Origin of the sequence: Aeromonas sp. s5 (assembly GCF_040907865.1) — a bacterium.
GTDB lineage: Bacteria > Pseudomonadota > Gammaproteobacteria > Enterobacterales > Aeromonadaceae > Aeromonas > Aeromonas dhakensis.
The window spans coordinates 17,883-41,518 of the sequence record NZ_JBFOCO010000009.1; the positions used below are offsets into that span (position 1 = coordinate 17,883).

At 64.3% G+C, this 23,636-nt stretch carries 20 protein-coding genes; 9 read left to right on the top strand and 11 right to left on the bottom strand.

Going from position 1 to position 23,636, the window contains the following annotated elements; genetic code table 11:
- Nucleotides 1-98: 98 nt before the first annotated feature.
- Both AB5Y94_RS06600 and aguA read right to left on the bottom strand, forming a co-directional pair.
- Entirely contained in the window at nt 99-1,802 is a 1,704-nt protein-coding gene (locus AB5Y94_RS06600; RefSeq protein ID WP_368205235.1) for an amidase, read from the bottom strand.
- Between the two features lie 163 nt (nt 1,803-1,965).
- Entirely contained in the window at nt 1,966-3,063 is a 1,098-nt protein-coding gene (gene aguA, locus AB5Y94_RS06605) for an agmatine deiminase (protein WP_368205236.1), read from the bottom strand.
- A 153-nt stretch (nt 3,064-3,216) separates the two neighbouring features.
- Here aguA and AB5Y94_RS06610 point away from each other — a divergent pair, with 153 nt between their 5' ends.
- Both AB5Y94_RS06610 and AB5Y94_RS06615 read left to right on the top strand, forming a co-directional pair.
- On the top strand, nt 3,217-4,170 hold the full coding sequence (locus tag AB5Y94_RS06610; protein ID WP_368205237.1) for a LysR family transcriptional regulator: 954 nt from the start codon (nt 3,217-3,219) through the stop codon (nt 4,168-4,170).
- 415 nt (nt 4,171-4,585) lie between these two features.
- The gene (locus AB5Y94_RS06615; RefSeq protein WP_201989737.1) at nt 4,586-4,921 is read left to right on the top strand and encodes an endonuclease domain-containing protein; all 336 of its coding nucleotides are present in this window, start codon (nt 4,586-4,588) and stop codon (nt 4,919-4,921) included.
- A 131-nt stretch (nt 4,922-5,052) separates the two neighbouring features.
- Here the strand turns inward: AB5Y94_RS06615 and AB5Y94_RS06620 are convergent, their stop codons facing one another.
- Nucleotides 5,053-5,619, bottom strand: coding sequence for a TetR/AcrR family transcriptional regulator (locus AB5Y94_RS06620; RefSeq protein ID WP_010635088.1), 567 nt, complete (start codon nt 5,617-5,619; stop codon nt 5,053-5,055).
- 188 nt (nt 5,620-5,807) lie between these two features.
- On the opposite strand from AB5Y94_RS06620, the gene AB5Y94_RS06625 reads away from it, so the two are divergent.
- Both AB5Y94_RS06625 and AB5Y94_RS06630 read left to right on the top strand, forming a co-directional pair.
- Nucleotides 5,808-6,845, top strand: coding sequence for an alkene reductase (locus AB5Y94_RS06625; RefSeq protein WP_368205238.1), 1,038 nt, complete (start codon nt 5,808-5,810; stop codon nt 6,843-6,845).
- 205 nt (nt 6,846-7,050) lie between these two features.
- Nucleotides 7,051-7,989, top strand: coding sequence for a bifunctional helix-turn-helix transcriptional regulator/GNAT family N-acetyltransferase (locus AB5Y94_RS06630; protein ID WP_010635090.1), 939 nt, complete (start codon nt 7,051-7,053; stop codon nt 7,987-7,989).
- Between the two features lie 176 nt (nt 7,990-8,165).
- On the opposite strand, the gene AB5Y94_RS06635 is transcribed toward AB5Y94_RS06630, so the two are convergent.
- The 3 genes from AB5Y94_RS06635 to AB5Y94_RS06645 all read right to left on the bottom strand — a co-directional run bounded on the left by AB5Y94_RS06635 (nt 8,166) and on the right by AB5Y94_RS06645 (nt 12,366).
- Complete coding sequence (locus tag AB5Y94_RS06635; protein ID WP_065018273.1) at nt 8,166-8,504, bottom strand: nuclear transport factor 2 family protein; 339 nt, start codon at nt 8,502-8,504, stop codon at nt 8,166-8,168.
- 167 nt (nt 8,505-8,671) lie between these two features.
- Nucleotides 8,672-10,261 (bottom strand): peptide chain release factor 3, encoded by a 1,590-nt coding sequence (gene prfC / locus AB5Y94_RS06640; protein WP_085947086.1) that lies wholly within the window; start codon nt 10,259-10,261, stop codon nt 8,672-8,674.
- A 242-nt stretch (nt 10,262-10,503) separates the two neighbouring features.
- Entirely contained in the window at nt 10,504-12,366 is a 1,863-nt protein-coding gene (locus tag AB5Y94_RS06645) for a diguanylate cyclase (protein WP_206867098.1), read from the bottom strand.
- Between the two features lie 223 nt (nt 12,367-12,589).
- Between AB5Y94_RS06645 and AB5Y94_RS06650 the strand changes: the two genes are divergently transcribed.
- Nucleotides 12,590-13,594 carry a sensor domain-containing diguanylate cyclase gene (locus AB5Y94_RS06650; RefSeq protein WP_206866406.1) on the top strand — a complete coding sequence of 335 codons (1,005 nt, stop codon included), beginning with the start codon at nt 12,590-12,592 and terminating at the stop codon, nt 13,592-13,594.
- A 6-nt stretch (nt 13,595-13,600) separates the two neighbouring features.
- Here the strand turns inward: AB5Y94_RS06650 and AB5Y94_RS06655 are convergent, their stop codons facing one another.
- The gene (locus AB5Y94_RS06655; RefSeq protein WP_010635095.1) at nt 13,601-14,053 is read right to left on the bottom strand and encodes an Lrp/AsnC family transcriptional regulator; all 453 of its coding nucleotides are present in this window, start codon (nt 14,051-14,053) and stop codon (nt 13,601-13,603) included.
- A 137-nt stretch (nt 14,054-14,190) separates the two neighbouring features.
- Between AB5Y94_RS06655 and AB5Y94_RS06660 the strand changes: the two genes are divergently transcribed.
- Nucleotides 14,191-15,114 (top strand): DMT family transporter, encoded by a 924-nt coding sequence (locus AB5Y94_RS06660; protein WP_206866405.1) that lies wholly within the window; start codon nt 14,191-14,193, stop codon nt 15,112-15,114.
- Here AB5Y94_RS06660 and viaA read toward each other — a convergent pair.
- Together viaA and AB5Y94_RS06670 are read right to left on the bottom strand one after the other, a co-directional pair.
- Nucleotides 15,061-16,515 (bottom strand): ATPase RavA stimulator ViaA, encoded by a 1,455-nt coding sequence (viaA, locus tag AB5Y94_RS06665; RefSeq protein WP_323992480.1) that lies wholly within the window; start codon nt 16,513-16,515, stop codon nt 15,061-15,063. The genes AB5Y94_RS06660 and viaA overlap by 54 nt on opposite strands.
- Before the next feature lie 52 nt (nt 16,516-16,567).
- Nucleotides 16,568-18,175, bottom strand: coding sequence for an ATPase RavA domain-containing protein (locus AB5Y94_RS06670; protein ID WP_162519908.1), 1,608 nt, complete (start codon nt 18,173-18,175; stop codon nt 16,568-16,570).
- A gap of 238 nt (nt 18,176-18,413) precedes the next feature.
- Here AB5Y94_RS06670 and AB5Y94_RS06675 point away from each other — a divergent pair, with 238 nt between their 5' ends.
- Nucleotides 18,414-18,893, top strand: a complete 480-nt coding sequence (locus tag AB5Y94_RS06675) for a DNA polymerase III subunit psi (RefSeq protein ID WP_124250893.1) — start codon at nt 18,414-18,416, stop codon at nt 18,891-18,893.
- A gap of 54 nt (nt 18,894-18,947) precedes the next feature.
- Complete coding sequence (rimI, locus tag AB5Y94_RS06680; RefSeq protein ID WP_025202219.1) at nt 18,948-19,397, top strand: ribosomal protein S18-alanine N-acetyltransferase; 450 nt, start codon at nt 18,948-18,950, stop codon at nt 19,395-19,397.
- Between the two features lie 23 nt (nt 19,398-19,420).
- On the opposite strand, the gene AB5Y94_RS06685 is transcribed toward rimI, so the two are convergent.
- Nucleotides 19,421-19,966 carry a hypothetical protein gene (locus AB5Y94_RS06685; RefSeq protein WP_025202220.1) on the bottom strand — a complete coding sequence of 182 codons (546 nt, stop codon included), beginning with the start codon at nt 19,964-19,966 and terminating at the stop codon, nt 19,421-19,423.
- A 186-nt stretch (nt 19,967-20,152) separates the two neighbouring features.
- On the opposite strand from AB5Y94_RS06685, the gene AB5Y94_RS06690 reads away from it, so the two are divergent.
- Complete coding sequence (locus tag AB5Y94_RS06690) at nt 20,153-21,943, top strand: long-chain fatty acid--CoA ligase (protein WP_005308919.1); 1,791 nt, start codon at nt 20,153-20,155, stop codon at nt 21,941-21,943.
- A gap of 80 nt (nt 21,944-22,023) precedes the next feature.
- On the opposite strand, the gene gshA is transcribed toward AB5Y94_RS06690, so the two are convergent.
- The gene (gshA, locus tag AB5Y94_RS06695; protein WP_017780236.1) at nt 22,024-23,622 is read right to left on the bottom strand and encodes a glutamate--cysteine ligase; all 1,599 of its coding nucleotides are present in this window, start codon (nt 23,620-23,622) and stop codon (nt 22,024-22,026) included.
- Nucleotides 23,623-23,636: the final 14 nt, after the last annotated feature.

The following is a 23,636-nucleotide window of genomic DNA, read 5'->3' on the forward strand; positions in this document are numbered from 1 at the left end:
GGTGAGGATGGAAAATAAAAAAACCACCCACATAGTGATGGGTGGTTATATTTTCATTATCCCCAGACGAACACGGGCTATTTAGCCCCAACCACCAATCACCCCAACGGCGGCGTGCGCGGTGGCACCATCCGCTTGCTGCCGGTGGACTCGAAGGCCGAGGCGAAGCGCAGCAGGTTGTTGTCGTCATAGGCGCGACCGGCGAAGGTCAGACCCACCGGCATACCGATATCGGCCATCACCCCCATGGGGACGGTGACGGTCGGTACGCCGAGGTGGCGAATGGCGAGGTTGCCGTTGGCAACCCAGATGCCATTGCTCCAGGCGATATCGGCGGAGGCCGGATTCACATCCGCATCAGCCGGGGCGACGTCGGCGACGGTGGGGAACAGCACGGCGTCGAGCTTGAGCCCGTCCATCCACTCTTCCAAGTCCAGCTTGCGGGTCTGCTCCAGACCGCGCAGGCCGTCCGGCACTGTAGCGATCTCATCCCACGATTTCAGGCCGCGCTTGGCCATATTGACGTACTCGTCCATGCCCGCCGCCAGATCGCCCTCGCGGTTTGGCAGGGTGCCCGGATCGTGGGGGAAGATCTTCGGCCCATCGACATCGGCCAATTTATTCAGCTTGGGATCGCCGTTGGCACGCAGGAAGTCGTCGAACGCCCAGCCGGAGAGCTCCCACAGCTCGTCGTTGAGAAACTCCGGGCTCACGATGCCGCGATTGAACACGGTCGGCGCGCCGGGTCGATCCCCTTCGCAGTTGGAGACCAGCGGGAAGTCCACTTCGATGACTTCGGCGCCAGCAGCTTCCAGCGCCTTGCGCGCTTCTTCCCAGAGGGCGATCACGGAGTCGCGGGTATGGATGCGCTGACCGGTCGGGCCGCCGATACCGGGGTTTTCGCTGGTGCCGGCCAGTTCATCCTTGTTGATAAACATGCGCGGCACGCCGAGGCGCTTGCCCTTGAGGGCATCGGGCTTGGCAGCCAGATCCAGATAGGAAGCCGGACGCACTTCGGAAGCCTTGGGCAGCTGCACCCAGGGCTGCAGGCGCCACAGATCGCCACGGGTGTCGGCATCGTCAGCCACCACCACATCCAGCACTTCCAAGAGATCGTTCATGGTGCGGGCATAGGGCACCACCACATCCATGGTCGGAGTCAGCGGCCAGTTGCCACGCACCGAGATGACGCCACGGGACGGGGTGTAGGCACACAGGCCGTTGTTGGAGGCCGGGCCGCGGCCGCTCGACCAGGTCTCTTCGGCCAGACCAAAGGCGGAGAAGCTGGCGGCGGTGGCGGTGCCGGCCCCGTTGGAGGAGCCGGAGGCAAACGGCGCGGTCAGGTAGTCGGTGTTGTAGGGGCTCTCGGCACGACCATAGACGCCGCGCTGCATGCCGCCATTGGCCATCGGCGGCATATTGGTTTTGCCAAGGCAGATGGCACCGGCGGCGCGCAGCCGCTCAACGGTAAAGGCATCGCGCTGGGCCACCAGATCCTTGAAGGCCGGGCTGCCGGAGGCGGCGGTCAGCCCCTTGACCAGATAGCTGTCTTTGGCGGTGTAGGGGATGCCGTCGAGCGGCCCCAGGGTTTCACCACGGGCGCGGCGCGCATCGGAAGCCTCGGCCTCTTTCAGTGCATCGGGGTTGGGGACTACCAAAGCGTTGAGCTTGGTGTCGGTCTCGGGGCCGTTGTAGGCGGCGATACGAGCCAGATAGGCCTTGACCAGTTCGACCGCTGTGGTGCGGCCTGCTTCGAGCGCACCGCGCAGCTCGGCAATGGAAACCTCGGTCACTTCGATCATTTGGATCTCCTGTAAAGGGTGACGGTGTGCGATATCGGCTAACGCGGCAATATCGCAGCGAATCGCTTCAGGGGGGTCGCGGCCGCTACAGCTCCCGACCCCCGTATATCAAGAGACAAAACCCCACGATGTGGGGTTTTGTCGAGTTAGTCGAGCCTGCTGCTTATTTCCCTGAGGGGATTTGCTGAGTAATGCAGTGAATATTGCCACCGCCCAGCAGGATCTCGCGAGCCGGCACGCCAACCACTTTATGCTGCGGGAAAATTTCTTCCAGGATGCGCTGGGCCTGCCCGTCGGTGGCGGCATCCAGCAGCGGGTAAACGATGCGATCGTTGGTGATGAGGAAGTTCACGTAGGAACCGGCCAGACGGCCTTCTGCCTCGCGCGGCACACCGGTACCGCTCTCGACACCGGCAGACTCTTCCTGGGTGCAGTAGAGCGGGCCCGGCTGGGGCAGCTTCCACACTTTCAGCTTGCGCCCCTTGGCATCGACCGCCGCTTCCAGCACCTTGAGGGCGGCCACGGAGCGTTCGTACTGGGGATCGTTCTGGTCGTCAGTCCAGTGCAGGGCAACTTCACCCGGGCGCACGAAGCAGCACATGTTGTCGATGTGGCCGTCGGTCTCGTCCATGTAGACGCCTTCGTCCAACCAGATAAAGCTCTTCACGCCCAGATAGTCGCGTAAGTAAGCTTCGATCTGCTCTTTGCTCAGGTGCGGGTTGCGGTTTTCGTTGAGCAGGCACTCGGCGGTGGTCAGGCAGGTGCCTTCGCCGTCGACGTGGATGGAGCCCCCTTCCAGAATGAGCGGCGCGTCGTAACGATCCATGCCGTGCTGTGCCAGCATCTGGGCCGCCACTTGCTCGTCTTGATCCCAGGGGTAGTAGAGACCGCCCTTGTGGCCGCCCCAGGCGTTGAAGCCCCAATCCACCCCACGGCACTCGCCGGCCGCGTTGGTGACTATGGTGGGGCCGCTGTCGCGGGCCCAGCAGTCATCGCTGTTCATCTCGACCAGGGTGACGTGGCTGGGCATGATGGCGCGAGCCTGCGCCATAAACTGGGCCGGCACCCCCATAAAGACCGGGGTGGCTTGCCCGATGGCATCGGCCACCTTGGCGAAGGTGGCTTGCGCGAAGCGACCGGCCTCACGCCAGTTGTCCGGGCGAAACGGCCAGATCATCCAGACGGCCTGCTGGTGTGCCCACTCGGCGGGCATGGTGAAGCCGTCAGCGGCCGGCGTGGTGTTCATGGTCTTGATGCTCATCGCAAGGCTCCTTGCATGGATTGAGACCCCGTTGGCACCGAAACGCGGCGCGGGGATCCTGGAAAAATAACAGTGGTCGCAGTGTAAGAAGTTGCGCTCACATCCATCAAATGAATAGGATGGATTGTCCCATAAGCCTGGCAAATAATCTTGATGAAACTGCACCAGCTCGACCTCAACCTGCTGCTCGCCTTTGACGCCCTGATGGCGCAGGGCAGCGTCACCCGCGCCGCCGAAACGCTCTTTATCAGTCAGCCCGCCATGAGCCATGCGCTCAATCGGCTGCGCACCTTCTTTGGCGATCCGCTCTTGGTGCGCACCCCGCAGGGGATGCTGCCAACCCCGCGCGCCCAACGGCTGCATCTGGGGGTGCAGCAGGCGCTGCGGCTGCTGGAGCAGCAGCTCAGCGACGAGGAGGTGTTCGAACCGAGCCAGTCGAAGCGCCGCTTCGTGCTCTGCACCACGGATTACGTGGAGTGCGTGCTGATCCCGCCGCTTATCCAGCGCCTCAAACGGCTGGCGCCCGGAGTCACCATCGAGATCCGCATCCTGCGCGACACCCTGCCCGAAGCCGAGCTGGCGAGCGGCGAGATAGACCTGGTGCTGGGCTTTGACGAATACATGCAGGTGCCGGGGTATCTGGGCAAGGAGACCTGGCTCACCGAGCCGCTGGCCGGGCTGGTGCGCGCCGATCTGCCGATGACAGCCCCGGCGATCACAGAGAGTGGGGATGACCCGGCGCTGCCGGCCGAGCGCATCAGCTTGTCGCAACTTATCGAGATGCCCCACGTGTTCCACTCGCCCCTTGGCACCTCGGAGGCGAGTCTGGATCGCTATCTGAAGACGCTGGGGTTCAGCCGCACCATCTCGGTCAACAGCCAGAGCTATATGTCCGCCGCCGCCATCGTCAGCCAGAGCGATCACCTGCTGGTGTTGCCCAGCATGGTGGCCGAGCTGCTCGCCAGCCACTGGCCGCTGAAAAGCCTGCCACTGCCCGAAGACGTGCCCGATTATCACCTCAACTGCGTCTGGCATCCGGTGCATGCACAGCAGCCGGCCCTGGTGTGGCTCAAGAATCTGATGAAAGAGCTGGTTAATCCGGAGTAACCCGGCTGGGTGTGCCCTCCCCCTCATCCCCAACCCTTCTCCCGCAAGGGGAGAAGGGAGCTGGTTCCGTGCCACTCGCGACATGGCTGACAGCCTGCCTACTTGCCTTCCTACTTGCCTGCCTGCCGGGGTGAAGCATATCCATCCCACCAGCACATCGACTTATCGACTCATCAGTTCATCAGTTCATCAGTTCATCAGTTCATCAGTTCATCAGTTCATCAGTTCATCAGTTCATCAGTTCATTGTCACAAAACTCCACTCAAGCCCGAGATGACCGACAAGATGCCCACCGTCACTCGATCTGTCCCCTCTCCCTCTGGGAGAGGGTCAGGGTGAGGGGAAGCAACCCACTCAGTCACCAGACGAGAGAATGGCTATATCTAATAGGGTCAAATAGCTCTGGATAGGCACCATGAGAACCCATCCATTTGCCAAGCGCATGAGGCGAGAAGCCACCCTTGCTGAACAGAAGCTGTGGCTGCAATTGCGCGACCGCCGTCTGGCCGGGGTGAAATTCCGTCGCCAGATGCCCATCGGGCCCTACATTGTCGATTTCATCTCTCTTGAGCAGAGGCTGATCATCGAGGTCGATGGAGCGCAGCACAACGAACCGGCAGGGCGGCAATATGATGGCGCAAGAACGGCCTACCTCAATCAGCAGGGCTTTCGGGTGATCAGGGTGTGGAATAACGATGTGTTGAGTCGGATGGAGGCCGTATTGGAACTTCTTTTGCTCTCATTGCGCTGAGCAGAGCCCTCCCCCTCATCCCCAACCCTTCTCCCGCGAGGGGAGAAGGGAACAATCAACCTGGCTGTGCGTGACATCCCCATAAACAACCATGGCTCCCGCGGGAGCCATGGTTGTTTATGGGCGAGGCATTATGCCCGCAGGGCCGTCATCAGCTGGGTGACCACGCCACCCAGCAGGACGGGGTCGGGGCGGCACTGGGCGAAGGTGACCAGGCCCTGGATGTTAATGAGCAGGAAGGCGGTCAGGGTCGGGATGTCGCGCCCGGCCGCCAGCTCGCCGCGCTCGAGGGCCAGCGTCAGCACCGCGGCCAGATCGGCATCCAGCTCGCCATAGATGGCCTTGAGCTTCAGGTGCAGCTCTTCGTCCTGCTCCGCCAGCTCCATCAGGGTGCGGGTCACCAGACAGGTGCCGCAGAGGGCGTCGTTCACCACCTGCTCGAGGTAGGCCTGCACCCCCGCCAGCGGGCTCGCGGCGGCGAAGAAGCTGCGCCGCAGGGCGCTCTTCTCCTGCACATAGTGATCGACCGCCGCCAGCAGCAGGCCGCGCTTGTTGCCAAACGCCGCGTAGAGGCTGCCCGGATGCAACCCGGTCGCCGCCACCAGCTCCTGCATGGTGGTCTTGGCGTAACCCTTGGCCCGAAATGCCTCCATGGCATTTCGCAAGACGTCGTCCCGGTTGAACTCGGCGCTGCGCATGGTTTCTCCGTTGAAAAAGCGGATTCACCGGCCTGGGGCCGGTGGGGGGAAATAAGAGGGCGGCAAGTTTACCCCAGCGGGACGGCAACACCAACCCATGTTGAATGCTCGTTCAAAAAAGACTTGCACACAAAACAAAAAACGTCTTGAATGCACGTTCAAGAATCACTCCCTCAGGACAGACGATCATGAATACCCTGTTTCAGCCCTATCGCCTCAACGACACCCTCACCCTCGCCAACCGTTTCATGATGGCTCCCCTCACCCGCTGCATGGCAGGCCCGGGCCTGGTGCCGACCGAGCAGATGGCCGCCTATTATGCGCGCCGCGCCGACATCGGCCTCATCATCTCCGAAGCCACCATCATCCGGCCGGACGGTCAGGGCTACCCCAATACTCCTGGGCTCTACAGCGCCGAGCAGATCGCCGGCTGGAAGAAAGTGACCGGCGCCGTACATGCCAACGGCGGCAAGATCTTCGCCCAGCTGTGGCACGTGGGTCGTCTCTCCCACCCCTTCTTCCACCACGCCGAAGTGCTGGCCCCCTCTGCCGTCGCCCATGAGGGCACGGTGCCGCGCATGCGCGAGCTGGTCTATCAGGTGCCGCGCGCCCTGACCGAGCGCGAAATCGCCCAGCTGGTCGAGGATTACGCCCAGGCCGCCGCCAACGCCATCGAAGCGGGCTTTGACGGGGTGGAGATCCACGGTGCCAACGGCTACCTCATCGATCAGTTCCTGCACCACGCCAGCAACCTGCGCACCGACAACTACGGCGGCAGCCCGGAGAACATGAGCCGCTTCGCGCTGGAAGTGGTGGATGCCATCAATGCCCGCATCGGCGGGGATCGGGTGGGCCTGCGCCTCTCCCCCGGCGCCTATGTGCACCTGGAAGGGGATGCCCGGGATCGCGCCGTGTTCGACCACCTGCTGGCCGAGCTGAACCAGCGCAACCTGGCCTATGTGCACCTCGGCATCTTCGATGACAGCCTCACCTTCGACTACCTGGACGGCCGCGCCTCCGACTACCTGCGCGCCCGCTACGACGGTCATCTGGTGGGGGTGGGCAACTACAGCGCCGAGACCGCAGCCGAGGCCATCGAGGCCGACCGCTTCGACCTGATCGCCATTGGTCGCCCGCTCATCGCCAACCCGGACTACCTCGCCAAGGTGAAACAGGGCGATGCCCTGGTGCCCTATGCCGACACCATGCTGGCCGAGTTGGTCTAACGCTCGCCGGCAGCTTGCCTGACCAAGGATGGGATCCGCGCCCTCGCGCGGGTTTCCAATGTTTGGGCCCCTCTCGGGCCCTTTTTTGTGCCCGCTTGTCATACTCACCGTTTTCACGATCCCTCGCTGACCCAATAAAAAAGTTGCTAGTGACAACTAGTTGGCTATATTGGTTGTTGATGACAACCAAATAGGAAGCCCTGATATGGATCCCCGCCCCCTGCGCGCCCTGTCGCGCGATCTGGTTCGCGAGCTCGGCATGCTCTCCCAACAGTGCGGCGAACTGGCGCTCAGCCCGCTCGAAGCCCATCTGCTGATCGAGCTGGAGAGCGGCCCCGCCACCAATCAGCAACTGGCGGAGCGGCTGCGCATCGACAAGTCCAACGCCAGCCGCCCGCTGGCCCGTCTGGCCGAGCGCGAGCTCATCAGCTGGCATCCCCATCCGTCCGATGGTCGCAGCAAGGAGGCGCGCCTCACCATCGCCGGCCAGGCCCAGCTGCTGGATCTGCATCAGGAGATGGACAGCGCCATGGAGGAGACCCTGGCCCAGCTCACCCTCGCCGAGCGCGAGCAGCTGTGGGAAGGCCTGCGCCTCTATCGCAGCGCCCTCTCCCGTGCTCGTCGCCAGCAGGGCTATCGCATTCGCCCCATCACCCCGGCCGATAACCCTGCCATCGCTGCCGTGGTGCGCGCCGTCTCCGCCGAATACGGCCTCACCGCCGACAAGGGCTACGGCGTAGCGGATCCCAATCTCGACTTTCTTCATGAAACCTACCTGGGTGAGCGCAGCCGCTACTGGGTGATCGAGGGCCCCGATGGCACCATTCTGGGCGGGGGCGGCATAGCGCCGCTGGCGGGGGAAGAGGGGCAAGTCTGCGAGCTGCAGAAGATGTACTTCATGCCCTCCCTGCGCGGGCTGGGACTGGGGCGGCGGCTGGTGCTGCAGGCGCTGGACGAGGCGCGCGCGCTCGGCTATCAGCGCTGCTACCTGGAGACCACCGCCGTGCTGCGCGAGGCCACCGCGCTCTACGAGTCTCTGGGCTTCGAGCACCTGCCGGGGCCGCTCGGCAGCACAGGCCACGATGCCTGCGAGATCTGCATGGTGCTGGCGCTCGCCGCCAACGAGACCCTGCCTGTGGCGTGAAGCATAAAGACTGGATGAACAAGGGCGGCCCTGGTACCGCCCTTTTGTTTGCCTGTCGCTCAGAGCCGGACGGCGAGTGGCGCGAAGAAGCATGAAGGGCGAGGCCTTGACGTCAGCCAGTGTTAGCGGACGGTGTTTGCAGTCAAGTCAAGGCAGACAGGGGCGCTGGGCGCCTGTCAGGTGGGAAAGTAGAACCATGCCGTTTTGATAAGGCCGGCCTCCACCTCGAACACCGCCATGCTCTCGATGGGCTCGGGGGAGAGGCCATAAATCAACTCGTGATCGAACACCTTGTTGCCGATGACGGTGCGCGCCAGCAGCTCGGCCCGCAGGGCCGGGTTGTTGAAACGATGCTCGGCATAGAAGGCGCTGAGCGCCTCCTTGCCCACTGTGCTCGGGCTCTCCGTCGGCATCCGGTACCCCTTGAACGCGTCGGAGAAGCAGCCCAGGAAGGCCTCGAGATCGTGGGCGTTGTAAGCGTTAAATTGTGCCTCGACGGGCAGTTCGACCGACATGCATCACTCCCTGAATCATGTGTGAGCCTCCTTTATAGGGGGCATTGCTCCCCTTGTCGACGGGTGACGGCGGCGCTCCCCCCATCCGCGCCCTGTTCGCCATGCAAAAAGAGACCCCGCCGAAGCGGGGTCTCTTTTTATCCTGTCTGCCTGTCGGCAAGCCCTTATCAGTGCTCGCGGGTCTGGCGGAACTGGACGTCGGCGTGACGCTCCTGGGCCAGGCGCAGGTTGACCATGGTCGGCGCGATGTAGGTGAGGTTGTCACCACCATCGAGAGCCAGGTTGACCTCGTTCTTGCGCTTGAACTCCTCGAACTTCTTGACGTCGGTCCCTTCCACCCAGCGGGCGGTGGCGACGTTGACCGCCTCGTAGATGGCCTCGACGTTGTACTCGCTTTTCAAGCGCGAGACCACCACGTCGAACTGCAGCACACCGACCGCACCGACGATGAGATCGTTGCTGATGAGCGGACGGAACACCTGCACCGCCCCCTCTTCGGAGAGCTGCACCAGCCCCTTGAGCAGCTGCTTCTGCTTGAGCGGGTCGCGCAGGCGGATGCGGCGGAACAGTTCCGGCGCGAAGTTCGGGATGCCGGTGAACTTGAGATCTTCACCCTGGGTGAAGGTGTCGCCGATCTGGATGGTACCGTGGTTGTGCAGGCCGATGATGTCGCCGGCGAAGGCGTCTTCCGCCTGCTCCCGGTCACCGGCCATGAAGGTCACGGCGTCGGAGATGTTCACGTCCTTGCCGATGCGCACGTGGCGCATCTTCATGCCCTTGGAGTAGGTGCCGGAGACGATGCGCATAAAGGCGATACGGTCGCGGTGTTTCGGATCCATGTTTGCCTGGATCTTGAACACGAAACCGGAGAACTTCTCCTCGGTCGCCACCACTTCGCGGCTCTCTGCCTTGCGCGGCATGGGGGCCGGCGCCCAGTCGGTCAGGCCATCCAGCATGTGGTCGACACCGAAGTTGCCGAGTGCGGTACCGAAGAAGACCGGGGTCATCTCGCCGGCGATGAAGGCGTCGTGATCGAACTCGGGGGAGGCGCCCTGCACCAACTCCAGTTCGCCGCGCAGCTGGGCCGCGAGATCGTCGCCGATGGCGGCGTCCAGCTCGGGGTTGTTCAGCCCCTTGACCACCCGCTTCTCCTGGATGGTGTGGCCCTGACCGCTCTGATACAGATAGGTCTCGTCCTTGTAGAGGTGATAGACCCCCTTGAAGGACTTGCCGCAGCCGATGGGCCAGGTGATGGGGGCGCACATGATGTTGAGCTCGCGCTCCACCTCGTCCATGACCTCCATGGGATCGCGCACTTCGCGGTCCAGCTTGTTCATGAAGGTGAGGATGGGGGTGTCGCGCAGCCGGGTCACTTCCATCAGCTTGCGGGTCCGGTCTTCAACACCCTTGGCGGCGTCGATGACCATCAGGCAACAGTCGACCGCCGTCAGAGTACGGTAGGTATCTTCGGAGAAGTCCTCGTGACCCGGGGTATCGAGCAGGTTGACCAGGCAGTCGGCGTAGGGGAACTGCATCACGGAAGTGGTGATGGAGATACCACGCTGCTTCTCCATCTCCATCCAGTCGGATTTGGCGTGCTGGCCCGAGCCACGGCCCTTGACGGTACCGGCGCGCTGAATGGCCTGTCCGAACAGCAGAACCTTTTCGGTGATGGTGGTTTTACCCGCATCCGGGTGCGAGATGATCGCAAAAGTGCGTCTCTTGGAGACTTCACTCAGAAATTCAGCTGACATAATTCAACGTTCTTCTATTGGGCGGCGGCCTTAAGCCACCGTGGGATAATTCCGGAGTGCCGCATTGACTCACGGTCCGGCATGGATACGCAACGAGCCACACCAAGCTGGCATCAGACCAACCGGTGGAGAGAGAAAGAGGGTTGCGTTACATGGGTCTTCTCACCTGAGCCAAAGCAAAATTGCGCGACATTATACCCGCGCGAGTGAAAAATACCCAGCCCGGCTTTGCAGGGTGGGGCACCCTATTCGGCCCGCATCACCTGGTTGCGGCCGGCCTGCTTGGCCCGGTACATGGCCTCGTCGGCCCGCTGCACCAACCCCCCCAGGCTCTCGTCGAGAGGACCCTGCTGGGCACAGCCGATGCTGACGTTGACAAAACGCCCCTCCGGCATCCCCTCGATACGCAGCTGGGAGACGCGATGACGGATCCGCTCTGCCACTTCCATCGCCTCGTCCAGACAGGTGTCGGGCAGCAGCACCAGAAACTCTTCGCCGCCGTTGCGCCCCACTCTGTCCAACGAACGCAGCTGGGCGGCGATGCACTTGGCCACGGCGGCCAGCACCAGATCCCCTACGTGGTGGCCCAGCTGGTCATTGACCAGCTTGAAGTGATCGATGTCCAGCAGCAGCACCGAGAAGGGCTTGCCCTGCTCCCTCGCCTGTCTGAACCAGTGCTGGCCCTTGTTCTGGATCTGGCGGCGGTTGTGCAGCCCGGTCAGATCGTCGGTCATGGCAAGCCGGCGCATCTGGCGGGAGCGATTGAACTGGTGCAGCGCCAGCATGCCCATCACCAACAACAGCAGGGCCACCACCACGTACTGCCAGTGGCGCCGCTCCTGCAGCTGCTTGAGCTTGGCCTCCTGCAGCAGCTGCTTGGTCTTGAGGGCCTGGTTCTCCAGCTCCTTGCGGGCCAGGTCGAACTCGAAGCGCATCTGCAACGAGCGCTGCTCCCTGAGCACCCGTTCCAGCGAGTGCTTGGTCTCGACAAACAGCTTGAGGTTGCTGAGGGCGGCGCTGATCTGGCCCTGCTGCTCCAGGATCCGCGCCCGCACCTCGTAGACCCGCGCCAGGAAGCGCTGGTTCTTCTCCTTGACGAAAATGGGTTCGGCGTGGGCCAGGTAGTAGAGCGCCTTGGTCGGGTTGCCCTGCGCCGCCTCCGCCATCCCCATCACCAGCTGCCAGTGACCCAGGGTCACGCTGTCGGAGGTCTCGCGCCCCTGCAAAATGGCGTCAGCCTGGCGCAACTTGCTCACCGCCTCGGTCACCTTGCCCTGATTGAGCAGTATGGTGGCGATCTCGATCCGGACCCAGGCCAGCAGCCCCTCTTTCTGCTGAGAACGATAGAACTGCTCGGCCATCTTCATCAGCGGCAGCGCCCGGTCATACTCCCCCATCTCGGAGTAGAGCAGCCCCTGCTGGGAGCGGATCCTCACCAGCGGCTCCTGGGCACGCAGGGCGCTGTAGTCATGGGCCAGCTCTTCGAAATACCCCTCGGCCCGCTCATAGAGCCCCATCCGCCGATAGGCGTTGGCGATCTGGGCCAGCACCTCCCGCGCCTTGCCATCCAGCCCCAGCGACTCGAAGCGCTTGTGCGCCTCGATGAGCTCCATCAGCCCCTCCGCCAGCTCCCCCTGATAGGCGTACATGTCGCCGCGCAAGCTGAGGATGTCCGCCTCCTGCACCCGATCGCCGAGCCGGCGGGCCAGCACCAGCGCCTGCTGGTAGTCCTCCTTGGCCTGCTCCATGTTGCCGAGCATCTGCTGATGAAAGGCGCGGCAGGCCAGCAGACCTGTCTCGGTGATCCTGTCCTTGCGGGCCCGGGCACCGGCCAGTTCCTGGTCGGCAAAGTTCACCACGGCACGGTACTCGTCGTCCCACTCGGCAGGCATGGCCCAGCACTGCAGCCGCACGATGCGCCCCTGCACGTCGGGGGGATAGGCCTCCTTGCTCGCCACCAGGGCGGCGATACGCAGCCGGAACATGCGATCGGGCTGGAACCCCTCCTCCAGCAGCAGCAACTCGCGGGAGAGCTGGGGCTCGGTCAGCGGCGCCCGGGCCGCCCAGGCGAGGGGCGTACACAATCCCGTCAACAGGATCAGGGTCATGATGCGTTTCATGCCGGTTCGGTTTCCCCTCAGGTGGTGCTAGTACACGAATATGCTCACTCCCCCCATCATATCTCGCCTTGCAGCAACACACAGCAACCATGGAAAAAGAGAGGAGATAGGCCAGATCCGGCAGGCTCTCACGCTGACCGAACGCGCCCCTTTACAGATGGAAAATCAGCATCGACTATAGGCGCCATCCAACACAGGGAAGCGCAGGTTGATGACATATCAGGAGCTGCAGGCGGCCTACGACAAGCTGCTGCAGGAGAACGAACGGCTCAGGCGGGTCGCCGACGATGCGCGGGAGAAGCTGGAAGCCGCCATGGACGGCACCGGCCTGTGCATCTGGCAGAACCATGTGCCCACCGGCAAGCTCATCATCTTCAACCGGCGCTGGGGTTCCATGCTCGGCTACCAGCCCAAGGAGCTGTCGGCCCACTTCGACGTCTGGCGCGAGCATCTGCATCCGGAAGACAGGGAGCGGGTGCTGCAGGCCTTCTTCGATCACCTGAGCGGCAAGAGCCCGTTTTATCAGGTGATGCACCGGATGATCGCCAAGGACGGCAAGACCACCTGGGTGCTGGACCGGGGCCGGGTGGTAGAGCGGGACGCACAGGGCAACCCCGTTCGGGTGATGGGCACCCACATCGACATCACCCACGAGAAGGAGTACGAACAGCAGCTGGCCCGGCTCGCCCACCGGGATCCCCTCACCGGCCTTGCCAACCGCACCGCCCTGCAACGCAAGTTCAACCAGGGTTTCAAAGCCATCTGCTTCATCGATCTCGACGACTTCAAGCAGGTCAACGACAACCTGGGCCACCGCGCCGGCGACGAGCTGCTGATCGCCCTCACCCGCCGGCTGCGCGACTGTTGCGAGGAGGGGGTGAAGATAGGCCGGCTCGGCGGCGACGAATTCGTGCTGCTGCTGCCCTGGGCCAGCGACGATCCCCGCACCAGCCAGCTGGCCAGCCAGTGCATCGACGCCATCGCCACCCCGTTCGAGCTGCCCAACGGCGACGCCTCGGTGGGCTTGAGCATGGGGATTGCGGCAATCCGGCCGCAGGATGATTTCAGCACGGCGCTGGCCCGGGCCGACCAGGCCATGTATCGGGTCAAGCGCGGCGGCAAGCGGGGCTTTCATGTCGCCCGGCCGAGTGGCCAGCCACTGCTGGATCAGGAGCAGGTCAACGAGCGCGGGCTCGGCCACCAGCCCCGCCCCTGAACAGGGTCAGATGGGCAGCGGCCCCATCACCTTGACCGCCCGAATGGCGAAGTGGCTGCTGATGTCGTTGACCATGTCCTGGGACTGCAACCGCCGGATCCATTGCTCGTAGGCGGGCAGGTCGGGTACCACTACCTCCAGCAGGTAGTCGTAGTTGCCGGAGACGGTGTGACAGCTGATCACCTCCGCCATGGCCGCCACCGCCTGCTCGAAGGCCTCCACCAGCGGCTCCCTGTGCTGACTGAGCCGCACGTTGACGAAGATGGTGATGCCAAGTCCGAGCATCTCCCGCGCCAGCACGGCGCGATACCCCCGTATATGGCCCTCCCCCTCCAGCCGCTTCAGGCGCCGGGCACAAGGGGAGGCGGACAAGCCGACCTGCTCCGCCAGCTCCACGGTCGTGAGGCGCCCATCCTGTTGCAGCAAGCGCAGCAGATGTAAATCAATCCTGTCGAGCATCTTGGTGATATCCGGTAAAAATCCCTTTTGGATTGGCTGAAACTAGCAATTACCCCCGAATATCTCAAACAGTTTGCCCTGCAACACCCTCCCCCCTGGCGGGATAATGAGCCGGGACACGCCATGGAGGGAGCCCGATGTCATTCACACCATCACCCCGTTGCAGCGGCTGGGCCGCCGCCCTCGCCACCGTGCTGCTCTGGTCCGGTTTCTTTCTCTCCCTGCGCCTGGGCGCCGAGGAGAAACTCCCGCCACAGGCGCTGGCGCTGCTGCGCTTCGGCATCCCGGCCCTGCTGTTGCTCCCCTATTACTGGCGTCACCGCATCCGTCTGCGCCGCACGCCCCTGCGCTGGCAGCTGGCCATGCTGGCGGGAGCCGGCCTGCCCTTCTTCTGGCTCGGCGCCACCGGCATGCAGCTGGCCCCGGTGGCCCAGGGCAGCGCCCTGATCCCGGGCACTGTGCCCCTCATGGTCAGCCTGCTCGGCCTGCTGTTGTGGCACGCCCCCTGCCCCCTGCAGCGGTGCTGGGGGCTCGCCCTCATCGCCCTGGCCACCGCCATCCTGTTGCTGGGCGGAGAACCGGGATTATGGCAGGGACAGCTCTGCTTTCTGGGGGCGGCCCTGCTGTGGGCCCTGTTTACCCTGGCGGTCAGACGCAGCGGACTGGCGGCGCTGGATGCGGCCGCGCTGGTGGCGGTGCCGTCGGCCCTGTTCCTGCTGCCGACGCTCCTGTGGAGCCCCTTGCCCACCGTGAGCCATGCCAGCGTCTGGCTCTGGCAGGGTCTGCTGCAAGGGATAGGCGCCGGCTTGCTGGCGGCGCTCTGTTACGCCCACGCCATCCGCACCCTGGGCGCTGAGGTCAGCTCGGCGCTGGGCTCGCTCACGCCCGTGATGGCGGCCATGCTGGCCTGGTGGCTGCTGGGGGAGAGCGTCACGCCGCCGGTGTGGCTGGCGCTTGGCCTCTTGTGTGTCGGGGTGGTGCTGGCCAGTCTGCCGGCACGGCGGGTTTCAGCTGCGCTGCCAGCGGCGCAACAGGCGACCGCGCAGGCCGCAGTCGAGTAGCCAGCTGTTGTCGAACACCCGCAGCAGCGCCGGTTTGGCGTGGCGGGACATGGCCACCGCGTGGAAGCGGGTCTGCTGCTTGCGCTGGCGGTTCATCCGATCCAGCAGGCTGTGAGGCAGGCTCTGGGCGATAAAGTCGGAGACCACCAGCACGTCCGCTTTGGCAAAGGCGGGATCATCCAGCTTGATCAGGGCCTTCTCGAGACAGGGCACCAGATCGGTGCCGCCGTGAAAACTCATGGAGAGGAAGCGCTCCGCCTTGTCGAGCCCGGTGTCGGCGGTGATCTCCAGGGTCGCCACCTCGGTGGAGAAGAGCATCAGGTAGCAGCCGCGCTTCTCGTCCATCGCCACCTTGAGCAGCGCCAGAAACAGCGCCTTGGCGCACTCCTCCGGGTAGCCCCCCATGGAGCCAGAGGTGTCGATGCAGACGATGAAGGGTCCCCGCTGCTGCAGCTGCCGCCCGCCAAGCTCAGGGGTGCGCAGCATGATGCGCTGACGCGGCAGGGTGCCGCGCGACTGGTAGCTGAGCAGGCGCCGCTCCAGATAGCGGCGGTAGAACTCCAGCTCCAGCTCCGGCAGCGCCAGCATCACCGCCTCGCTCGGCAAGAGTCGCATCAGGTCGCTGGCCGGGTGGATGCCCACCAGATCGTCCGGCACGTCGTCGGTCTGCACCTCTTCCAGCTCGTGCACCTGCACCGGCGGTACCGGCGAGTCGTTGGCCCGGTTGTCCTGCTCGCTGCGCCCCAGCAGGTTGGCGATCTCCGCCAGCAGCGGCTCGCGCTGCAGCATGCGGGCGTACTGCTTGACCAGCACCAGGCTGCGCTTGTGCCAGCTGCCCTGCGCCAGATCCCAGAGCCCGCCGGCGGAGATCTGGTTGGGATCGAGCGCATCGGCCAGGGTACGGCTCGCCAGCAGCTGATCTTCGATCTCCTGGCGCTGCTTCTCCCGCTCCGCCTCGGCGATCTGCTGCTGCAGCTGCAGCAGGCTGCCCACCAGGCTGGTGCGCCACTTCTCGATCAGCAGCTGGCGCTGGCTGTCGGTGGGGTGAGCCATCAGCTGGCGCACCAGGCTGCGCGCCTCGCCGGCGAAGGGACTGTACTGCTCAAGTCCGTCCAGCAGCGCCGGCAGGCGCCCCATCAGCTCGGCCAGCGGCAACCCCTTGTGGGCCTGATAGAGGTGATACTCCTGCTCCAGCGCCACCGGCACCGGCTTGTGGCGCATCTCCTCCCCCAGCTGATCGCTCCAGCGGCGGATGCGCTTTTGCAACAACTTGCCCTGCAGCGGGGAACGTTTGATGAACTCGGAGATCTTGGGGGTGGAGGCCAGCAAGAGCGCCATTTCGCCCGCCAGCTCCCCCTCGCCCATGAGCAGCCCCAGATCCATCATGCCGATCTCAAGCATGGCGACCTCCGCTGGCCTGGCTCACGACCGCCCCCTTCGCGCTCGCCATGGCTCAGGCGTCCAGCTGCGGCAGCCGGTCGTGCCACTGGCTAATGTCGGTGCGCAGCTGATCCAGATCCCGGTTCAGCACGAAGAAGCTGTCCTCCACCTGCTGCAACCAGTGACGACCGATGAAGAGATGCTGCTGATGACGCTCGAACAGGTTGCGCTGGCGCTTGAGCTCCTGCGCCAGCACGCCGGCCTCCGCCAGCAGCTCGGTCAGGGCCGCCTGCCAGGGGGTGATCACCACCTCGGGAATGGGGGTGCGCTCCACCAGCACCAGCGGGATCTGCTGGCGCTGCAGATCCAGCACGTGCAGCCGCAGCTCGTCGTCCAGCACCAGCTCGTAGTGACCCTCCTTGGGGTTGCCAAGCGGCCAGCCCACTAGCGACTCGCCGGTGGGATGCCAGTGGGAGAGCAGGGTCCGGTCGAACACCAGCGTCTCCACCAGCCGCTCCGGATCGTCGCCATCCAGCGCCGCCTGGGTGAGCAGGTGGAAGTGCACCAGCTTGCCGAACGGGCGGGCGTTGGCCAGCGGGATCTGGATGCCGCGGGCGCGGCGCCCGAACCACTGCTGGCGCTTTCTGGCCTTGCAGCACAGGCGCTGGGCCACGCTCTGTTTGAGCTGCTTGAACTTGTCCCGCAGCCCCATCAGCTGACGGGTCATGGTCAGCTGCTGATAGCCGTAGAGGCGGGAGAATTCGGTCATCATCTCCAGCAGGGCGGTGCGCGAGGCCTCGTCATGCCAGAGGCAATCCTTGAACAGCAGCAGATCGAGCGGGGCCACCTCGTCGCGGCCGTTGAAAAACGCGCTCGCCTTGATCAGCCGCACGGCCTTCTTCCAGCGCCGATCCGACACGTAGCAGCTGTGTGCCAGCTGGCTGTCGAGCTGCTGGCGCAACTGATAGATGAGCTCGAAGCAGTCGTCCGGCAGCCGAACCCGGTCGATCTGCTCCTGCCACTCCAGATACTCGTCGCCGTGGATCTGCACCGAGGGCGGCAGATTCTGGTGGGACTGGCCGTCGCTGGCCAGCATGGCCTGGAAGTTGGCCTTCTCCTGCACCCGGTCCATCCAGATCCGCACCAGCATGCGGTCGTAGAGCGCTTCCAGCCCGCTGTCGGGGGCCGGCAGCTCGTTGGAGGCGGTCACCAGCAGCCGCATGGGGATGGGGTGCTGGCTGTCGCCGTTGCGAAACTGCCGCTCGTTGATGGCGGTGAGCAACGTGTTGAGGATGGCGGGGCCCGCCTTCCAGATCTCGTCGAGGAACACCACCTCGGCCTCCGGCAGGTAGCCGGCAGTGAGGCGCAGGTACTTGCCGTCCTCCTTCAGCGCCTGGATGGAGAGGGGGCCGAACACCTCCTCCGGCGTGCTGAAACGGGTCATCAGGTACTCGAAGTGGCGCGCTTCATGAAAGGCCAGCTTGAGGCGCCGCGCAATCAGGCTCTTGGCGATGCCGGGCGGGCCCAGCAGAAACACGCTCTCGCCGGACAAGGCCGCCAGCAGACCAAGCCGCAGGGCATCCTGGCGCTCGTAAAGCCCCTCGCCGAGGGCCGACAGCAGGCGTGGCAGCCGTTCGTGAATGGGGGCGAGACGAAGATTCTGTGATGCTAAAGGTGGCATAGGCGCACTTCCGATACTGGGGTTGTCTGGAACCGGCACACCCGCGACGCGATCGAAGGTTCCCTGTCCTGCTTGTTGTATTGTCGGGAGGTCGCCTCAGGCTCGCACCGGCCGGTTGCCGGGCGCCGGAGCGCCTCTCCTGGCTAAAACATACCGCAAAAGATGCAGCAAAACGCGTTCGAGTGTACCCTGCGCAGAGCTTTTTTCATCAATGCAGATCAAGACTGAGTCATCGCCCATGCAAGATCCAGTGCAGCTGACCACGGCGCGGGAGCCCGTCCCCGAGCAACCCGACCAGGCATCCGCTCGCCTGCGGCAACACCTGCTGGCCCGGATGGGCATCCCTAGCTGGCAACTGCGCCGGCCGGCCCTGCTGGCGGGCCATCAGGCTGCGCCCGCACCTACCAGTGAGGCTCAGGCGAGTCAGCAGGAGGCGGTCCCCGCCCCGGCCGTGCCGAGCGAGCCGCCGAGCGGCAAGCTCTGGATCCTGGCGAGCCGGCTGCCGGCCCCCGGTCTGCTGGCGGATCTCTGCCAGCTGCTCGGCATCGGCAGCGACGAGGTCAGCCTGCTGAGCAGCCTGCCCGCCGGCCACACCCCGCCCCTGCTCTGGCTGGAGGCGGCCGATCCCGCCTGGCCAGAGGCTCTGATCTGCCCGCTCACCCCCAGCCCGGCCCAGAAACGGGCTCTGTGGCTGCAGCTCAAGGGGCGCCTCGGCTGACCAGCCGTGCGCCCCGCATCTCTCTTCGTTCAGCCGCCCCGACCCGGAGCCACCATGGTGCAATTTCGTCCCCTGCTCGAGACCGACTTCGAGCTCATCTACCCCATAGAACAGGCTGCCCACAAGGAGCCCTGGAGTCAGGCCAACCTGCTCTCCTGCTTCGGGCCACGCTATCTCAACGGCCTGCTGCTGGTCGACGGCCAGCCGGCCGGCTTCTACATCTCGGATCTGGTGGCGGGCGACAGCTCGCTGATGAACATCTGCGTGCATCCCGACTTTCAGGGCAAGGGGCTGGGGCGGGAGCTGCTCAGGGAGTACCTGAGCCGCAGCAAGGCCAACAAGGCCGAGGCCTGGTTCCTCGAGGTGCGGGCCGGCAACAGCACCGCCATCAGCCTCTACGAGAGCGAGGGGTTTGCCGAGTACTGCCGGCGCGCCGACTACTACGGCACCGGTCAGGATCGGGAAGATGCCGTGCTGATGTCCCGCCTGTTCGACTTCGGCTAAGCCGCCGCGCTACATCTGCAGCACTAGAGCAGCGGCGCGTTGTCGAGGGCCGGATCCTGCAGGCTTTGGGTGGTGTGCAGCACTGCCTCGAAGCCGGCGGCGGAGAGCGGCATGAAGAAGCCGCGCTGCCAGGTCACCCCGGGCATCCAGATCTGCTGGATATCCACCACTATCTTGATGGGCTTGAGCGGCTCGCCCGGCTGCTGCACATAGATGCCGGGCGGGGTCGCCACCTGCGGGAAGCGGCGCAGTATCTGCTCGCTGCCATCCCCGGCATTCGGGTTGAGACGCACCTTGACCAGCCGGGCCAGCACAGGCGCCATCTCCTCTGTCTGCCACAGGGTGGTATCCAGCAGTTTGCAGCGCCGGCATTTGGCGCGTTCGATCACGTAGAGCAGCGGATAGCCCTTCTGCAGGGCCAGCTGCTGCGCCTGGGCGTAGCCTTCGGCGCCGCTCAGCCAGGGGTTGTCCTCCTCGCTACCCGAGCCTCCCAGCGTAAACCAGAGCCCGCCGGCCCCCGCCAGCAACAGCAATACCCCGGTCACCACCCCCTTGATACCGACACTCATTATGCTCCCTCCCTGAATGGCTCCACACGTCAGCCACCATCATGCCTCAAGCGCCCCCTAATTGACGACTTTGTGATCCAAGACAAATGGCGAACACTTGTAAGCTGTAATCTTAGAGTTTAAACTCCAGCGCGATTTTTCAGTGCCCCTTAGGGCGTACAACTGTTACTTGAGGATGTCTGACTGATGCCGAAACACCACCTGGTTCGACTGATGCGGGAACGTATCGCCCGGCTTGGCAACAAGGCCGCCCTGCGCGTACAACAGGATGGCCAGTGGCGTGCCATCGGCTGGCGTACCCTGGGGCAGGCCATGGACTACTGCGCCCAGGCGCTGATCCGCGCCGGCCACCAGCCTACCGAGATGGTCGGCATCTATGCCCGCAACATGCCGGAGTGGACCCAGGCAGATCTCGGCATCCTGGCCGCCCGCGGCGTCAGCGTCCCCATCTACCCCACCAGCACGCTCGATCAGCTGCGCTACATCGTCAAAGATGCCGGCATCAAGGTACTGTTCGTCGGCGAACAGCCCCAGTTCGACCAGGCGCTGCAACTCATTGAAAGCGGCGAGATCCAGCAGCTCATCGCCCTCGACGGCAGCGTCAACCTGCGCGGCTGCCCGCAGGCGAGCCACTTCCAGACGTTTCTGGTCTCCGGCAATCACCAGCCCAGCGAACAGGCACTGCGCGAACGCGAGAGCCAGTACCGGATGGACGACCTGCTGACCCTGATCTACACCTCGGGCACCACGGGTGAACCCAAGGGGGTGATGCTCGATTTCGCCAACATCGCCGCCTGCTTCGAGATGCACAACAGCCGCCTCGATCTGAACGAGCAGGACGTGTCGCTCTGCATGCTGCCGCTCAGCCACGTGTTCGAACGCGCCTGGACCTACTACGTGCTCTATTGCGGCGCCGAGAACGTCTACATCCGCGATCCGCAGAAGGTGATGGATGTCATCGGCGAAGTGCAGCCGACCGTGATGTGCGCCGTACCACGCCTCTACGAGAAGGCCTACGCCATGATCCAGGCTAGGGTGGCCCAGGCGCCGCGTCTGCGCCAGGCCCTGTTCGGCTGGGCCACCCGGGTCGGCAAGCAGATGGTCGCCACCCGCCAGGCGGGCAAAGCCGCCTCCCCCCTGCTCTACGGCCAGCTCTGGCTCGCCGAGCGGCTGGTGTTTCGCAAGCTGCGCGCCCGTTTCGGCGGCCGCACCCGCTTCCTGCCGGTGGCCGGCGCCCGCCTCGCCGACGAGGTGAACTTCTTCTTCCAGGCCATGGGGCTCAACCTCAAGTACGGTTACGGCATGACCGAGACCACCGCCACCGTCTGCTGCTACGAAGACAGCCAGTTCAAGCTGGGCTCCATCGGCACGGCGCTCAGCGGCATCGAGGTGAAGCTGGGTGAGAACAACGAGCTGCTGGTGCGCTCCCCCACCGTGATGCGCGGCTACTACAACAAGCCCGAGGCCACTGCCGAGGTGATGACCGAGGATGGCTTCCTGCGCACCGGCGATGCCGGCGAGCTCGACGGCGAAGGCAACATCTACTTCACCGAACGCCTCAAGGAGCTGATGAAGACCTCCAACGGCAAGTACGTGGCACCGCAACTGGTGGAGGGGACCCTCGGTAAGGATCGCTTCATCGAACAGATCGCCATCGTCGCCGATGCCCGCCACTTCGTCTCGGCGCTGATCGTGCCCTGCTTCGAGTCGCTGGAGGAGTACGCCCGCTCCATCAACCTGCAGTACCAGTGCAAGACCGAACTGCTGCGCCACTCCAAGGTGGTGGAGTTCTTCGAGGCGCGCATCCAGGATCTGCAAAAAGAGCTGGCCAAGTTCGAGCAGGTGAAAAAGTTCACCCTGCTGCCGAGCGCCTTCTCCATGGAGCTGGGTGAGCTGACCCCCACCATGAAGCTGCGCCGCAAGATCATCGAGTCCAAGTACCAGAGCGAGATCGAGGCCATGTATAACCATGTCTGAGTACAACCACGTCTGATTACCACTCGGATTTCCGGAAATAAAAAAGCCGCTTCAAGAGCGGCTTTTTTTGTTGCCTGTCATCAGGCCGGGGTCTTGCTGGTCCCGAAGTAGTCGGCCAGGAAGTCGTCGAACGACAGGCTGTCGCTGCGCTCGCGCTCCCGCTGCTTGGCCAGCGACTCCCGAGCCTCACCGGCAAAGTAGGCTTCGTCCCAGTACTGCAGCTCGCCGGCCAGCATCTCTTCCCGGTAGCGGCTCGCCAGCTCGTCGGCGAAGGCGCCGTTGTCCTTGCCGCTCTCCAGCAACTGCTTGAGCAGGCGGGCGGAGTAGGTGAGCTCGGGGTTGAGCAGCTTCTCGCGGTGCATCGCCAGGGTCTCGCGGTAGCGGTTGCGGCCGCAGCAGCGATCCAGCAGCGCGGCGACCTCGGCCAGCTCGTCGAACAGCTTGAGGCCGAACTCCTTGAGGCCGATGGGGTTACCCTGCTCGTCCTCCAGCTCGAGGCCGGGACGGCGCCCCTCCAGCACCACCTTGGTCTGGTTGCGGCGATTGCGGGCGATCTCCTCGTCACCCAGCACAGGGGACGGGCGCAGCAGGCACCAGACCAGGAACAGGTCGAAGAAGCGGATCTGATCCACCTCGATGCCATACGGGGTGAAGGGGTTGACGTCCACGGTGCGCAGCTCGATGTATTCGATGCCACGCTGCTCCAGCGCGTCGGACGGCTTCTCGCCGCTGCGCGGGGTGCGCTTGGGGCGGATCGGGGCGTACAGCTCGTTCTCCAGCTGCAGCACGTTGTCGTTGAGCTGGCGGTACTCGCCGTTCACCTTGACGCCGATCCTGGCGAAGTCGGGATCATGGGTGTTGATGGCGCGGCGCAGGCTGCTGACATAGGCCGGCAGGTTGTCGTGGCTGATCTTGAGCCCCGCCTGGGCGCTGTTGGTGTAACCCAGATCCGACAGCCGCAGGGCGGTGGCGTAGGGCAGATAGAGGGTGCCCTTGCCGGTCTTCTGGAACGGCAGGTTACTCTTGCGCCCCTTGAGGAAGGATTCGCAGATGGCCGGCGAGGCGCCGAACAGGTAGGGCACCAGCCAGCCGAAGCGGTAGACGTTGCGGATAAGCCCCATGTACTTGTCGGAGATGAAGCGCTGGCTGCAGCACCCCTCGCACACCAGCTCCTGCCACTCGCACCAGAAGCTGTCCGGCATGGAGAAGTTGAAGTGCACCCCGGCAATCACCTGCATCAGGCTGCCGTAGCGGTTCTTCAGCCCCTGCCGGTAGAGAGTCTTCATCCGGCCGATGTTGGAGCTGCCGTACTGGGCCAGCCGGATGTTCTCCTCGTCGCCAACGAAGCAGGGCATGGAGAGCGGCCAGATCCGCTCATCACCCAGGTGATGAATGGTGTGACGGTGGATGTCGCCAAGCTGTTCCAGCAGGCTGTCGATGGAGTCGGTGGCCGGCGTGATGAACTCCAGCAGGCTCTCCGAGTAGTCGGTGGTGATGTTGGCATGGGTCAGCGCCGAGCCCAGACTTCTGGGGTGATCGGTCTGGGCCAGGGTCCCCTGTGGGGTGATGCGCAGACATTCACGTTCGATCCCGCGCCGGATCCCCTTGAGGGCGGTCAGCCGTTCCGGCGAACCCAGGGCGGTCAACAACTCGGTGAGTGACAAGCTTGTCGTAGTCATATTCACGGCTCATG

What these genes read in the sequence shown, in the direction of transcription:
- AB5Y94_RS06600 (WP_368205235.1), bottom strand. Translation starts at nt 1,802, where the DNA reads ATGATCGAAGTGACCGAGGTTTCCATTGCCGAGCTGCGCGGTGCGCTC.
- aguA (WP_368205236.1), bottom strand. Translation starts at nt 3,063, where the DNA reads ATGAGCATCAAGACCATGAACACCACGCCGGCCGCTGACGGCTTCACC.
- AB5Y94_RS06610 (WP_368205237.1), top strand. Translation starts at nt 3,217, where the DNA reads ATGAAACTGCACCAGCTCGACCTCAACCTGCTGCTCGCCTTTGACGCC.
- AB5Y94_RS06615 (WP_201989737.1), top strand. Translation starts at nt 4,586, where the DNA reads ATGAGAACCCATCCATTTGCCAAGCGCATGAGGCGAGAAGCCACCCTT.
- AB5Y94_RS06620 (WP_010635088.1), bottom strand. Translation starts at nt 5,619, where the DNA reads ATGCGCAGCGCCGAGTTCAACCGGGACGACGTCTTGCGAAATGCCATG.
- AB5Y94_RS06625 (WP_368205238.1), top strand. Translation starts at nt 5,808, where the DNA reads ATGAATACCCTGTTTCAGCCCTATCGCCTCAACGACACCCTCACCCTC.
- AB5Y94_RS06630 (WP_010635090.1), top strand. Translation starts at nt 7,051, where the DNA reads ATGGATCCCCGCCCCCTGCGCGCCCTGTCGCGCGATCTGGTTCGCGAG.
- AB5Y94_RS06635 (WP_065018273.1), bottom strand. Translation starts at nt 8,504, where the DNA reads ATGTCGGTCGAACTGCCCGTCGAGGCACAATTTAACGCTTACAACGCC.
- AB5Y94_RS06645 (WP_206867098.1), bottom strand. Translation starts at nt 12,366, where the DNA reads ATGACCCTGATCCTGTTGACGGGATTGTGTACGCCCCTCGCCTGGGCG.
- AB5Y94_RS06650 (WP_206866406.1), top strand. Translation starts at nt 12,590, where the DNA reads ATGACATATCAGGAGCTGCAGGCGGCCTACGACAAGCTGCTGCAGGAG.
- AB5Y94_RS06655 (WP_010635095.1), bottom strand. Translation starts at nt 14,053, where the DNA reads ATGCTCGACAGGATTGATTTACATCTGCTGCGCTTGCTGCAACAGGAT.
- AB5Y94_RS06660 (WP_206866405.1), top strand. Translation starts at nt 14,191, where the DNA reads ATGTCATTCACACCATCACCCCGTTGCAGCGGCTGGGCCGCCGCCCTC.
- viaA (WP_323992480.1), bottom strand. Translation starts at nt 16,515, where the DNA reads ATGCTTGAGATCGGCATGATGGATCTGGGGCTGCTCATGGGCGAGGGG.
- AB5Y94_RS06670 (WP_162519908.1), bottom strand. Translation starts at nt 18,175, where the DNA reads ATGCCACCTTTAGCATCACAGAATCTTCGTCTCGCCCCCATTCACGAA.
- AB5Y94_RS06675 (WP_124250893.1), top strand. Translation starts at nt 18,414, where the DNA reads ATGCAAGATCCAGTGCAGCTGACCACGGCGCGGGAGCCCGTCCCCGAG.
- rimI (WP_025202219.1), top strand. Translation starts at nt 18,948, where the DNA reads ATGGTGCAATTTCGTCCCCTGCTCGAGACCGACTTCGAGCTCATCTAC.
- AB5Y94_RS06685 (WP_025202220.1), bottom strand. Translation starts at nt 19,966, where the DNA reads ATGAGTGTCGGTATCAAGGGGGTGGTGACCGGGGTATTGCTGTTGCTG.
- AB5Y94_RS06690 (WP_005308919.1), top strand. Translation starts at nt 20,153, where the DNA reads ATGCCGAAACACCACCTGGTTCGACTGATGCGGGAACGTATCGCCCGG.
- gshA (WP_017780236.1), bottom strand. Translation starts at nt 23,622, where the DNA reads ATGACTACGACAAGCTTGTCACTCACCGAGTTGTTGACCGCCCTGGGT.